We start from the raw sequence: 12,319 nt of genomic DNA, 5'->3' as shown, positions 1-12,319 counted from the left end.
TTTAGCGCTACATCCATGGGAGCGACCCTACTTTACTGCGGGATGCTTTCGAAAGGACTTTCGCTTGTGCTCTTGCCGTTGGTCTGGCTCCCTTGGCGTCGATCAGCAATTACTCCTACTCCAACTCTTCAAACAGCGCCAAGCTTGCCGTAAAGCCGTGCATAAAATTCTGCCCCGCGATCGGCCCTAGTTCGCCCATCGCAAAGATCCCGGCTGCGGGGATATCGCCGTAGGCCGATTGCAGAGATTCGGCGTCGTGGTTGGGGGTCGAGAAGAGACGCGTGCCGCGGCCGTTGCAGGTGAAGACTAGTGCGCCCAAAGGGTGTCCGCTGGACGCTTTGGCCAGCAGTTGTTTGAGGTCGGCGTCGGCGGAGTTTTCGTCACGGACGTGAAACTGAATCGTTTGTCCCGGGCGAACATAGTCGCCCACCGCGATGGCGCCGTTCTCTCGATTCACGCCGATTACATTGCGGATCACAAAATCGCCGGGCTCAAACTTCTCGCGATATTCGTCGACGACCTGGCCGATGTGAAGCCCGCGATTGACAAGCTGTTGATCGCTGGTCGGCAGTTGGGCGAAGATCTCGCGGATGATCTCTAGCGGAGGTCGGCCGCCGAGCAAGTGGATTTCGTTCCGTTCGCTTTTGGTGATCACCATCGGCTGACCGATCGGTCGACAGCCTTGCGAGACGACGCTCTGAACGCGGACTGCGCCATGCAGGTAGATCGCGCTGGCTCCGCTCTGTTTCACTTCAGGGCCGTGCACCAACAGATTTTCGCCGGGCGCATGTCCGCCGCTGGCCATGCCGCCGATGATCGGCACGCCGGGCTGGTCTTCGTTCATGCGGGCCAACAGGGCGTCGGCTGGAAAGCTGAATGGTTCACCCATCAGCAGCAGGGTCGCAGCTGGGGGCCATTGCAGCGGCAATGTATCGCTCCAGCCGATAAAGGATCCGCCATCCGGGGTGCGCTGAAATTCTAGATACATCGTCGTGACTTCGACGCCAGGCAAGTGAGCGAGCCACAGCGAAATTGCCGGAGCATGCTCGATCTCGCGACCAACGCCGACGATTGCTTCGCCGGTTCCGCCAAACAGCTTCTCGGTCCCTAGCAGTTTGCAGAGCTGGGCGGCGATCGTATCGAGCTTGTCCGCATGGTGCGGTGAGACAAAAACAAACGCTAAGTCGACCGGAGCTGCGAGTTGCTCTAGCGCCTCGCGAACCACTTGGGCGACCGCGTCTTCGGTCGCGGCGTGGGTGGAGAGCGCCGCGGCGAATTTTAACTTGGTTGCTGACATCGAGTAACTTTCGCCGCAGAGGAGTATTTTCGGGTGTCACGGCTCTGGGAGCTGTGTAGAGCACCGCATGATTCGAACGATTAAAAAAACAGAGCTCACAGAGCCGTGGCGCCCGAGAGATGGTCTTAGTCGTGGGCCGCTTCCCAGCGTGGCGCTGGTTTCTGACCGATCACGCCTTCTTCGGGGCTGCTGGCCGATGCGTAGAGCCGTTTGGGGATGCGTCCGGCCAGATAGGACATGCGGCCTGCTTCGATGCCGCACTTCATCGCGACGGCCATGCGGAGCGGATCTTCGGCATGGGCGATCGCCGTATTGAGCAGCACGCCGTCAACTCCAAGCTCCATCGCGATCGCGACGTCGCTGGCTGAGCCAACGCCTGCGTCCACGATCACCGGGTAATCGGGATCGCCGTCTTTTAGGTATTCGAGACAGATGCGGATGTTATTGGGGTTTAAGATCCCCTGCCCTGACCCGATGGGACTGCCGGCCGGCATGACGGCCGCGGCGCCCAGATCTTTTAAGCGGCGCGCGATGACCGGATCGTCGGTTGTATAGCAGAGGACCTGAAAGCCCTCTTTGACCAGTTGCTCGCACGCGTCGAGCGTTTCGACCGGATGCGGCAGCAACGTCTTAGTGTCGGCCAAGCATTCGAGCTTCACCCAGTCAGAGCCAGGGTTCTCGAGGCCTTCGAGGATCTCACGTCCCAGGCGCGCGGTGCGGACGGCGTCACGCGCGTTGTAACAGCCGGCGGTATTGGGAAGCAACGTGTAGCGGTCGAGATCGATGTAGTCGAGGATGTTGCGGCCATGCGGATCGTACAACCGTTCGCGGCGGATCGCGACGGTCAGGCAATCGGCTCCAGAGAGTTCGAGCGCCTGCTGCATCACTTCAAATGTTTCGTACTTGCCGGTGCCGACGATTAGCCGCGACTTGAGCAGATGCGTGCCGATCTTGAGCGGACGGTCAAAGGGAGTTGTCTCGGTGATGTTCATTAGCCCCCTCCTACCAACGTGACGATTTCGATTTCGTCCCCTGCGGTCAACCGGATCTCGGCGTGCCGCGTACGAGGAGCGAGTTGCTGATTCAGTTCGACCGCGACAAACTTGGGATTTATCCCAAGCTGGGCGATCAGGTCGGCCACGGTCGCATCTTGGGGCGCTTCGTGGTCGGCGGCGTTCACGCGGATCTTCATGTCTTACTTGCGAAGCGGAGAAAGAGGGGAATCTCGTTTATTGTACGGCTGAGGGGAAAAGATCGACAACCACCGCTACTGCGACTGCGGCGCAACAAAAAACCCCGCGCCGAGACGCGAGGTTAGCTGTGTTGGCGTTTGCTTCGCAGAATGCTTATGGTTCGCGAATCATCACATTGCGGGCCGAACCCGAAACGAACGGGATCAACGCTCCGGTTTGGGCGCCGCCGCGCGAAGCGGTGTTTTCCTGCCAAGGGACGGAATAACCGACAAAATTGCCGCTGACCGAGTCGATCACGTAGGCGACCGAATTCGCAGGGCGTGCGCCGCCGGTACGGCCACCTTGGAACATCGCGCGGCCGACCAGCAGCATAAACTGCGGTTTGGTAGTGGGATCGATCTTCAGGTCGCCCATCACATTCGCGCGAAACAGGCTATGCGGGCCGCTTGGGTTGCGAGTATTGAGTACAAAGCATTGAAGATCGCCGGTTAAAAAATCGAGCGTGAACAGCCCATCGGCGTTGGAGTCGATATCGCCGGTCGCCGTGGCCATGGTGTCGGTCCGCGTGGCGCTGGCTTGGACGGGGATCTCAAACACCGGCTGCGAAGGTTGCGACAATAGCATGCCGGCTATCGCAGCGACGCCGCAGAGCCCGCCCATGGCGAAACCAATCCAAAGGCCGGAAAGACGTGATTTACGCATAACGAGAAGGGTCCTGTAGAGGAATTCAGAGGGGCAGCAGAAGTCGCCGGCGCTGGCACGAAGCGACTCCAGTCTTCCTCAATCGTAAAATCTTTCACCAAACGACGCCAGAGAGAATGCCAGAATCCCGAAAATCCTGCTTCAAGCAGCAAAAGATTGCCGGAGCAAGTATGATGAAGGGACCCCAATCATCCCTTATTTACGCCTCTTCCGCTTGATTCACACCAACTTTTCGACAGGGAAGAACTCGCCGATGTCGCGACTTGCCGTGCTACCGCTTTCGTTTTTGATGCTGCTCTCTTCCACCTGGTTGGCTTGGGGGGGGAACGATCCGACGCTTGTGCGTCAGGCGCTGGTCGTCTCGCAAAGCGAAATCGCATCACAGGTAGGGTCCGATGTGATGAAAGAGGGGGGAAATGCCGTCGATGCGGCGGTAGCGACCGCTTTTGCGATGGCGGTGACCCATCCGACCGCAGGCAACATCGGCGGCGGCGGCTTCTTGGTCTTCCGACCTGCGAACGGCGAGCCGACTGCATTTGACTTTCGCGAGCAGGCTCCGGCCGCCGCGCATCCCCAGATGTGGCTGGATGAAAAGGGGGAGTACGACTACCAGCGGCATCACGAAAGCCATCAGGCGGTTGGCGTGCCCGGTACGGTCGCCGGTCTGCATCTTGCGTGGAAAACGCATGGCAAACTCCCCTGGAAACGCCTAGTAGAGCCGGCAGTTAAACTAGCCGCGGACGGGTTTGAGGTGGGCGCAGGACTTGAGAGCTCGTTACGAGGAGAGATTCCGCGATTCAAAAAATACCCGGCGTCGCTGGCGCAGTTTACCAAAGCGGGCCAACCCTACTTGGCCGGTGAGATTTTGAAGCAGCCTGACTTGGCGAAAACGTTGGAGCGGATTCGCGATCAGGGAGCGGCCGGATTTTACGAAGGCGAAACTGCCGAGCTGTTGGTCAAAGCGATGGAGGTCAACAATGGGCTGATCACGCTAGAGGATCTGAAAAAGTATCAGGCCAAACAGCGGACTCCGCTGGTCGGGACCTATCGTGGTTACGAGGTGATTGGGATGCCGCCGCCCAGCTCTGGCGGTGTCGGCGTGATTCAGATGCTGAACATCTTAGAAGGGTTTGACCTGCGCGGCGCTGGCTCGGGTTCGGCCATCAATCTGCATCGCATGGCCGAGGCGATGCGTCGCAGCTACGCCGATCGGGCACAGTACTTGGGAGATCCGGACTTCAATCCAGACATGCCGGTCGCCAAGCTGATCTCAAAAACGCATGCCGACAAACTGCGTGAAACTATTGACGAGACCGCCGCGTCGATCTCGACACCGGAGAGCTTTGTTTGGCCTTACGAGAGTGACGAGACGACCCATTTCTCGGTGGTCGACGCCGATCGCAACGCGGTGTCGATGACCTACACGCTGGAGTATGCGTATGGCTCGGCGATTGTTGTGCCTGGCGCTGGATTTATTTTGAACAACGAGATGGGGGATTTTAATGCGGCGCCGGGTCTGACGACCGAAGGGGGTTTGATCGGCACCAAGCCCAACTTGGCGCTGCCGCACAAGCGGATGCTTTCGAGCATGTCTCCCACAATCCTGGCCAAAGATGGCGAGCTGTTTATGGTGACCGGCAGCCCCGGTGGGCGCACGATTATCAACACGGTGCTGCAGACGGTGCTGAACGTGGTCGATCATCAGATGAACGCCCAAGAAGCGGTCGACGCCGGGCGCATCCATCACCAATGGTTGCCGTCGCGCATTCAATACGAGCGGCAAGGATTCTCCCCAGACACGCTGGCGATCTTGCGCGGCCTAGGACACGAGCTCTACCCGATCGACAAACAAGGCTCGGCCGAAGTAATCGTCGTCAATCCCAAGACCGGAAAGCTAGAAGGAGGCGTGGATCGCCGACGAGCCGATGGGGGAGCGGTGGGATACTGAAGAAAAGCGAAACCCGTGCGGCGGAAACGAGTTGGTTGAAATGCCGCCTCGGGTACGAAGTACTGAATGTCTAAATCCTAATGTCTAATTCCGAGGGGAAGCGATGGTGTTTCCCCTGCTTGGCCCTTTCGCATGTGTCATTTCTCCGCCGGATCTAACGAAACTGGGGCGCGGCGTTTGACTGGCTCTGGGGCTTCTTTCTGAGGGAGCTCTGCGCCAATGGGGCCAATCTCGGCGGTGAGTTGGGATAGCTCTGTGACGAGCTTGGCGTCAACCTTGGGGCTTGGTTTTACCACGATGGGTTCGGCCGGCGGGGGCACAAAGTCGGACTGACCAAGCTGCGGCGGAGGAGCGTCGCCGCGGTTTTTGGCTTCGTTGAACGCGGCGCCCAAGCTGGTCATGCTGTCGTCGACGGCGGCGTTGACGGGATCGTCCTCCGCAGGTTTGGCTGGTGCTGGTTGGTTGCCGCGCTGGTTATCGACTTTTGGCTGGGATGACTTTTTTTCTGCCTGCGGGGCTTTGGTTGTCGCGTCTGATTTTTGGGTGGTGTTCTCGGTGGCTGTATTCTCTGTGGCAGTGTTATTCGGATCTGTATGCTTTGTAGCCGCGGATCGCATTTCCTCGGTCCACAGTTCTTCTGGCACCGCGAAATAGGTAGAGGCCGGCATGAACTGCACGATGTGCAAATAGTCGGTGTTCTTGAGCCACATCACTGCATAGAGTGCGATGAGAATGCCAAACACGCCGCCGCCGACCACTTTGAACGCTTCCCAAAGCGGGTTGGTCGTTGATTTGGGAGGGCGCCGGGTTGCTGCGGTCGAGCGACCTTCGATCCTGGCCAACGGCACGGGCGAGCTTGATCCGGTCCCTTCCGACTCTTTGAAGTTGAAATCGGGTACCGCCGCACCGGCTAACTCATATTCCGATTCGCCATCGGGTACCAGGACGATGTTGGCCTGGCTGCCGGGCCCTTCCAGCACTTCGACCAGCGGCGGCAGATGTTCGAAAACATCGGCCAGCAGATAGGTCTCTTCACACCAGGGACAACGGACGCGCGACGAAGCCGCGGCGGCGCCAGGGATGCGGATCGGTTCAGAACAGTGCGGGCAACTGGCGATGAGCATGCAGCTCTCCCAAGTCCTTCTCGGGTGGGGAAATAATCAAATCAGCAGATTAGGTAGTGTAACTCGAAAAAGCCTGCGGCGCCGCAATTGGGAAAATCATGCCATTGCCGGGGGGTTAATCAGATGTAACTTCGTTATAGAGGGCAATATGGCGGTCGATCATCTGCGGAATCGAAAACTCGGCGGCGATGCGAGCTTGGCCGGCCTGACCCAGCCGCTGTCGCAGGTCGTTGTCTTCTAACACGCGGTTGATTCCGCGAGCGTACTCAGCTCTTTGCCCCAACGGGATCAGAAAGCCGGTTTTCTCGGGGATTACCAAGTCTCGATTGCCGGGGATATCGCTGACAATTGCCGGAACGCCGGCGACCATCGCTTCCATCAGCGCGTTCGATTGTCCTTCATAGCCGCTGGCTAGCAAAAAGCAGTCCGCATGGGCCAGCAACTGCGGAACATCATCGCGCGGACCCAGAAAATGGACATGGTCCTGCGTATCGGTTTGCCGAGAGAATTTCACCAAGCGGTCGCGCTGCGGGCCATCGCCCACGATCAGCAAATGGACATCATTGCGAATGCGATTCAGAATATCGATCGACCAGATCAGATCTTTCAACCGCTTTTGCGGCCAGAGCCTGCCGACTGCGACCAGCAGTCGCGAATCGTAAGGGAGATTCAATCGCCGGAGAAGTTGCTCGCGCGAGACAGTTGGCGAGGGCGGCGTTGCGTCTATCCCGTTGGGAATGACTACAAACTTCTCGGCGGACCGACCCTTTTCAATATAAAACTGCTGAATGCCGCTGCTGTTGACGGCGATTTTGTCGGTCTTGCGATCGAGATAGCGATCGATCGCTATCTCGTAGCCTTGTTTCCAAGGATCAACGCAACGTTCCCCGCAGATGATATGCGGAACTTTGACCGTTTGCGCGGCGGAGCGCCCGTACGAATTGGCGGCGAAAATCCAGGTATGCACGATCTCAGGACGAAGTCGCTTGATCTCTTTTTTCAAGCGGAGATAGGCCAACGGATCCAGCTTGCGACGTTTGCGGATTTCGACAATCGGAATATCCTGAGCACGCAACGTCTCTTCGAGCGGACCCGAACGCGTCAGCAAGCAGACATGCACGTCAAACTGATCGCGCGGCAAGCCGGTCGCCAACAGGGTCAGTTGTTTTTCGGCGCCCCCTCGATCAAGCGTGGGAATGATCAGCAACAATCGCTTCATGCAGCTCGGGCTTTCTAGAAGTTCATCGTGATATCGCAGCATCCCTAACGATATCACAATCGCTGGGGAGCGCGTAACCAGCGTCTGCGGTGGTTTCAAGCAATGCGGCGGCGTTCTTTCTCTAGACTTTCGTAAACAAACTGGATCACGCGCGGCGCCATCATTCCATAGTAGGCAAATCCATGTCCGCCGCCGCACAGCTCCAGCTCGCAGGTGTGCGGGACCCCCAATGAGTAGAGCTTCATCCGTAGCCGTTCGGCGCTTTCCCACCAATCGACATCTTCGGCGCAGCAGCAGAAGAATTGATTGCGGGGCCAGTTGAGCGGGTGAATATGGAGCGTCGCTGAATCTTGCCGAGCTGCTTCCGGCGTGTCGTATTGCAGCCAAAGCGGATCCTCCTCGTCTCGGCGCATCCGCTCTTGATAATCAATCGCCGGGCTGATCGCGGCGACCACTGGAAACTTGTCCGGAAATTTATAAGCCAAACGAAGCGCCCCTTGGCCTCCCATGCTGGTCCCAAATAGGCCGATCTGCGGTGGTCGCGCGTTGTATTGATCGGCAATAAACGGCAGAACGTTCTCGATCAAATGTTGCTGGGCCGAGATCTGCGGATCAAACTCGTCGCAGATGCGGTCGGTCCACCAACTGCGCTGCGTGACCGGGATCACAACCGGTAGCCCGTACTTCTCGAACTGTGATACGAACTCGATTTTGTCTTGCAGCCGGCCCAGATGGACGCCGTGCAGATAGATCCCGACGTACCCGTGCGGATTCCGCTGCTGAGGTTCAAACAGATAGCAGGGATGTCCGGCGATCGTCGTTTCGCTCCAATTTCCGATATCGGTGGTCATCGCAGGCAAGGCTTTCGCAGGAGATAGCGGAAAGGGCGTTACTGTTTTGTTTCGGCTCGCTTACAATAGCGATCGGTCGCGGCGGTTGCGGCCCAAGCGGACCTTACTTCGGCCTATTGTAATCGATCGTGCGCACTCTCATCTCCCAGTCCGAATTGGAAGCCGGCGTTCGCAAATTGGCGGCCCAGTTAAATCGCGAGTACGCCGATCGACCGCTGACCGTCCTCGGCATCTTGACCGGCAGCGTCGTCTTGCTGGCCGACTTAATTCGTCAACTAGAAATGCCGCTACGGGTTGGCGTGCTACAGGCTCGTAGTTACCGAGACACTGCAACCGTACCTGGTGAGTTAGTCGTCAATCTCGATTTGATGCCGGCTGTCGCCGGGCGTGACGTGCTGTTGTTGGATGACATCTTTGACACCGGGCGCACGTTGGACGCGTTATCGCGGCGGATGCACGCATGCGGCGCGTCGTCGGTCCGTTCGATGGTGTTGTTGACCAAGGTGGGACGCTGCGAAGTGGAGTATCGTCCTGACTATTCGGCGTTCGAGATCCCTAACGAGTTTGTGATTGGCTACGGGCTCGACTACCAGGATCATTATCGCAATCTTCCCTATGTCGCGGCGCTCGATCCGGATGAGATCGCCGCCGGACCGCTATGAGCGGTCCTCGTATCGCGATGGTGACCCGCCGCTTTTGGCCGCTGGTCGGTGGCGCTGAAAAGATCATGGCCACTCTATCGCAAGAGCTGCGCCGCCAAGCGGCACATGTGAGAATAGTGACCGCTCGTTGGCACAAAACCTGGCCGGAGCGAATCGTCCATCGCGAGATCCCCATTGTGCGATTGCCCAATCCGCCGCTGCACGGCTGGGGAACGCTGCGCTACATGATGTCGCTGGGAAAGTATCTGCAACAACATCAAGCAGAACTAGACGTCGTTTATGTTTCGAAGCTCAAACATAGCGCCTACATGGCGGTTAACCGGCTAAAGAATACGGCGACGCCGATCATCCTGCGAGCCGAAGGGGAGGGGAAGAACGGCGATTGTCATTGGCAATCCGAAGCGAACTTTGGGCTGCGGATTCGCGCTGTCTGTCAGCAAGCCGATGCAATCGTCGCGCCGAGCGCCGCGATCATGCAAGAGTTACGCGCCGCCGGTTATGACGAAGCAAAGTTGCACCTCATCCCCAACGGTGTTTCGATTCCGGCAGCTCGTAGTCGCCAACGCCGGATTAACGCGCGAATGGCGCTACAAAGCGCCCAGCCATTGTTTTCATTTCATAACGACATGCCGCTGGGCGTTTATATCGGTCGGCTGCATTCCCAAAAAGGGTTGCTGACTGCGGTTGACGCTTGGTCGCAAGTCTTGTCACGATTTCCTGAAGCCAAGCTGATGCTGGTCGGCGAAGGGCCGCAAGAGCCGCAACTGCGCGAACGGATCGTGTCGCTTGGGTTGCAGGATCGGATCTTTTTGCCCGGCGTCTTTGATGATGTCTCGGACTTGCTGGATGCGGCCGACTTCTTTGTGTTGCCCACGCACGAAGCAGAAATCTCGCTGTCGCTGCTCGAAGCAATGGCCGCCGGACTGCCGGTGCTCGCGACCGATCTTCCCGGCAATCGCCAGCTTGTCGAGTCAGGCCGCACCGGACTCCTTATTCCGGTCGGCGACGTGGCCGCGCTGCAAGCGACGATCAGCGGCGTGATCCATCAGCCGACGGCAGCCAATCAATTGGGAGCAGCAGCTCGGGCCGAGGTGACCGAAAAATATAGCCTTGCCGCAGCGGCGACCAGGCATTTAGATTTGTTTGCAATGTTGCGTGAACAGAAGCGAGCTGCAATCTAGTTTTGGCAGCTACGATGGGCTGCTTATTGCTCGGCCGGTTTGGCGTCTTCGGCAGCGGGGGCATCGGCGGGTTCTGCTTTGGGCGATTCACCTTTGCGAGCTCGTTCGGCTTCTTCGCGAGCGCGGATGCGAGCTTTTTTGGGGTCTTCAGGCGCCGTAAATGGTTGGGCTTCGACCAGGAACTTGCCGGAGACGATCCCCTGCCCTTTTTGGAAGTACCAACCATCGGCTTCAAATTTATCGCCGGGACGAATTAGGCGGGGGTCAGAGACGACGACCTTTACTTCGGCATCCTCGGCCAGTTCTACCGAAACCTTCATGCCGCCGGCGACGACGTTTAACTTGCCATCGCGAGCCACACCTGCGACGCGACCATTGACCAGATAGGTCGAAATTTCATCGGCCGCCTTCTTTTTGGGCTTGGCTTCGCCGCCGTCATTGCCAAACAAGCTGCCGGCGTCGCCGAGCGTTGTTTCTTCGGACACGCCCAGCGGTGTTCCCTCGCGCGGAGTGAAGACCGTCACTTCAGCAACCGGCTCTTGCGAGTTCCCGCGTCCATCAAACTTGCCGGTAAAGCTGACAAACATCCCCGGAGCGATCCACCCTTTCTCGGCGGTCCCAGAAAGCTGCATATCTTCCGGCTTCATTTCCACCTTCAACAACCAGGGGGTGCCGTCCGCCGCTTTGGCTTGCAGCAGCGGCCCCTGCATACCGACGATTTCGCCTTTGAGGGTGAATTTTTGACGTTCAGGCTTGGGCTGAGCCAAAACGACGCTCGATGCACAAAATACTAGTGCCATGGTCAATAAGGGGGCGGAGCGAAGCATATGCAAACTGCCTACGGTGGGAAACGAATTTTGGAAGGGACTCGCAAGCCCTCAACATAACGCGTTGCGGAACGAAAAGCCAATATTGGGGAAAAGTGGAGCTTTATGCGACGAACTTACGACGGAATCGCCACACCGTTTCAACCATCAAAAGACTCGGATCGGGCTAAGTTACCAAGCGATGAAAGGTGAGAATCATTTTATATAATACAGAGATTCCTGGCTGACTTTTGTGGGGCATCACTAGGTAGAATAGGGGGGGCTCTGCGTTATCGTTTCTTTTCGCTGAGGATTTTACATGGTTGCTCTCCGCTGGACCAAACGCGGGTTCACTTTGGTGGAGCGGTTGTTAGTCATCGCCATTATCGGCGTATTGATCGCGCTTTTGTTGCCCGCAGTGCAATAGGCCCGAGAAGCGGATCGTCGGATGCAATGCATCAATAATCTCAAACAGATTGGGCTCGCTTTGCACAACTACCACAACACGTACAACAGTTTGCCTCCTGCGGCGATTAATCCGGTTGGCGATCCTGACGATACCGGCGCCGGGTGGCCGCAGTCTGCTGTTGAGATTGAAAGTTGGAGTTGGTCGGCGCTGATATTGCCCTTCGTAGAGCAAAATAATTTGTATGAGGCAGGGGGGATTGGACGAGGCGAACTACTGGAAAATCATCTTGATGTCGTCGCGAAAGCGGTGCTGCCTGCGTACCGATGCCCATCAGATGTCGGCGCTTCGGTCGATGACCCAGCTCAACGATTTATGAATGGCGCTGGATCCAACTATGCCGTATTTAACCATTCACGTTCCGCCCGATTTCTCCTGTCATACGGCCCCGACGGCGGCTTTTATTTGGATGGGGGACGAAAATTTCGTGATGTGACTGATGGTTTAAGCAATACGCTGGCGGTAGGTGAAAGCTGCAGCAAGCTGAAAGGCCAGACGATGAGCTTGAAGAGTTGGGCTGGATGTTTGCACGGTAAAGATGGCAACTGTCTTGATGAAATTGGGCTTTCTGGCCGGTGGCCGATGAACGATGCGACTGGAAACATTGATCAAAAAGGGGAAGCGTTGAGCAGCTTGCATCCAGGCGGCGCCGAAACGTTACGATTCGATGGCAGCGTTCAATTTCTCTCTGAGAATGTTCAGTTTTTGCGAAGCGCAGCACCAGCCAATAATGACAGCGCGCTCGACAGTCTTTACGAATATTTGATTGCGATCAATGACGGCAACGTTGTCGCTGAGAACTAGTCGAAATGACTCCAGATGGTAAGAGTCGGAGGCAGCTCAAAGCTGCCACTGGCTCGGCCGCACGAT

General features: G+C 57.4%; 11 protein-coding genes and 1 pseudogene. 4 read left to right on the top strand and 8 right to left on the bottom strand.

All coding sequences use genetic code 11. From position 1 onward, the window contains the following. Window positions 1-115: 115 nt before the first annotated feature. The 4 genes from SH421x_RS22985 to SH421x_RS22970 form a co-directional block, all read right to left on the bottom strand. A complete protein-coding gene (locus SH421x_RS22985) occupies window positions 116-1,297 on the bottom strand; it encodes an FIST signal transduction protein (protein ID WP_488852356.1) in 1,182 nt (393 codons plus the stop codon). 125 nt (window positions 1,298-1,422) lie between these two features. Next, a complete protein-coding gene (locus SH421x_RS22980) occupies window positions 1,423-2,289 on the bottom strand; it encodes a thiazole synthase (protein WP_488852355.1) in 867 nt (288 codons plus the stop codon). Then, window positions 2,289-2,489, bottom strand: a complete 201-nt coding sequence (thiS, locus tag SH421x_RS22975) for a sulfur carrier protein ThiS (protein WP_488852354.1) — start codon at window positions 2,487-2,489, stop codon at window positions 2,289-2,291. The genes SH421x_RS22980 and thiS overlap by 1 nt, the downstream gene beginning before the upstream one ends. Before the next feature lie 154 nt (window positions 2,490-2,643). Further along, window positions 2,644-3,192 (bottom strand): hypothetical protein, encoded by a 549-nt coding sequence (locus SH421x_RS22970; RefSeq protein ID WP_488852353.1) that lies wholly within the window; start codon window positions 3,190-3,192, stop codon window positions 2,644-2,646. Between the two features lie 253 nt (window positions 3,193-3,445). Here SH421x_RS22970 and ggt point away from each other — a divergent pair, with 253 nt between their 5' ends. Beyond that, window positions 3,446-5,140, top strand: coding sequence for a gamma-glutamyltransferase (ggt, locus tag SH421x_RS22965; protein ID WP_488852352.1), 1,695 nt, complete (start codon window positions 3,446-3,448; stop codon window positions 5,138-5,140). A 137-nt stretch (window positions 5,141-5,277) separates the two neighbouring features. On the opposite strand, the gene SH421x_RS22960 is transcribed toward ggt, so the two are convergent. The 3 genes from SH421x_RS22960 to SH421x_RS22950 all read right to left on the bottom strand — a co-directional run bounded on the left by SH421x_RS22960 (window position 5,278) and on the right by SH421x_RS22950 (window position 8,334). Beyond that, a complete protein-coding gene (locus tag SH421x_RS22960; RefSeq protein ID WP_488852351.1) occupies window positions 5,278-6,264 on the bottom strand; it encodes a hypothetical protein in 987 nt (328 codons plus the stop codon). Between the two features lie 115 nt (window positions 6,265-6,379). Continuing rightward, window positions 6,380-7,483 (bottom strand): glycosyltransferase, encoded by a 1,104-nt coding sequence (locus tag SH421x_RS22955; RefSeq protein WP_488852350.1) that lies wholly within the window; start codon window positions 7,481-7,483, stop codon window positions 6,380-6,382. A 95-nt stretch (window positions 7,484-7,578) separates the two neighbouring features. Beyond that, entirely contained in the window at window positions 7,579-8,334 is a 756-nt protein-coding gene (locus SH421x_RS22950) for an alpha/beta hydrolase-fold protein (RefSeq protein ID WP_488852349.1), read from the bottom strand. Between the two features lie 128 nt (window positions 8,335-8,462). On the opposite strand from SH421x_RS22950, the gene hpt reads away from it, so the two are divergent. Both hpt and SH421x_RS22940 read left to right on the top strand, forming a co-directional pair. Then, complete coding sequence (gene hpt, locus SH421x_RS22945) at window positions 8,463-8,996, top strand: hypoxanthine phosphoribosyltransferase (RefSeq protein ID WP_488852348.1); 534 nt, start codon at window positions 8,463-8,465, stop codon at window positions 8,994-8,996. After that, a complete protein-coding gene (locus tag SH421x_RS22940) occupies window positions 8,993-10,177 on the top strand; it encodes a glycosyltransferase family 4 protein (RefSeq protein WP_488852347.1) in 1,185 nt (394 codons plus the stop codon). Before hpt ends, SH421x_RS22940 begins: the two co-directional genes overlap by 4 nt. 23 nt (window positions 10,178-10,200) lie before the next feature. Here SH421x_RS22940 and SH421x_RS22935 read toward each other — a convergent pair whose 3' ends face one another. Further along, the gene (locus tag SH421x_RS22935) at window positions 10,201-11,004 is read right to left on the bottom strand and encodes a hypothetical protein (protein ID WP_488852346.1); all 804 of its coding nucleotides are present in this window, start codon (window positions 11,002-11,004) and stop codon (window positions 10,201-10,203) included. 298 nt (window positions 11,005-11,302) lie between these two features. On the opposite strand from SH421x_RS22935, the pseudogene SH421x_RS22930 reads away from it, so the two are divergent. Continuing rightward, a pseudogene (locus SH421x_RS22930) lies at window positions 11,303-12,253 on the top strand (DUF1559 family PulG-like putative transporter). The last annotated feature ends 66 nt before the right edge of the window (window positions 12,254-12,319 follow it).

The sequence above is a fragment of the Blastopirellula sp. SH421 genome, assembly GCF_057808535.1.
The sequence above is the reverse complement of the archived record's forward strand: the minus strand, read 5'-3'. Positions and strand labels throughout refer to the sequence as shown.

What these genes read in the sequence shown, in the direction of transcription:
- SH421x_RS22985 (WP_488852356.1), bottom strand. Translation starts at nt 1,297, where the DNA reads ATGTCAGCAACCAAGTTAAAATTCGCCGCGGCGCTCTCCACCCACGCC.
- SH421x_RS22980 (WP_488852355.1), bottom strand. Translation starts at nt 2,289, where the DNA reads ATGAACATCACCGAGACAACTCCCTTTGACCGTCCGCTCAAGATCGGC.
- thiS (WP_488852354.1), bottom strand. Translation starts at nt 2,489, where the DNA reads ATGAAGATCCGCGTGAACGCCGCCGACCACGAAGCGCCCCAAGATGCG.
- SH421x_RS22970 (WP_488852353.1), bottom strand. Translation starts at nt 3,192, where the DNA reads ATGCGTAAATCACGTCTTTCCGGCCTTTGGATTGGTTTCGCCATGGGC.
- ggt (WP_488852352.1), top strand. Translation starts at nt 3,446, where the DNA reads ATGTCGCGACTTGCCGTGCTACCGCTTTCGTTTTTGATGCTGCTCTCT.
- SH421x_RS22960 (WP_488852351.1), bottom strand. Translation starts at nt 6,264, where the DNA reads ATGCTCATCGCCAGTTGCCCGCACTGTTCTGAACCGATCCGCATCCCT.
- SH421x_RS22955 (WP_488852350.1), bottom strand. Translation starts at nt 7,483, where the DNA reads ATGAAGCGATTGTTGCTGATCATTCCCACGCTTGATCGAGGGGGCGCC.
- SH421x_RS22950 (WP_488852349.1), bottom strand. Translation starts at nt 8,334, where the DNA reads ATGACCACCGATATCGGAAATTGGAGCGAAACGACGATCGCCGGACAT.
- SH421x_RS22940 (WP_488852347.1), top strand. Translation starts at nt 8,993, where the DNA reads ATGAGCGGTCCTCGTATCGCGATGGTGACCCGCCGCTTTTGGCCGCTG.
- SH421x_RS22935 (WP_488852346.1), bottom strand. Translation starts at nt 11,004, where the DNA reads ATGCTTCGCTCCGCCCCCTTATTGACCATGGCACTAGTATTTTGTGCA.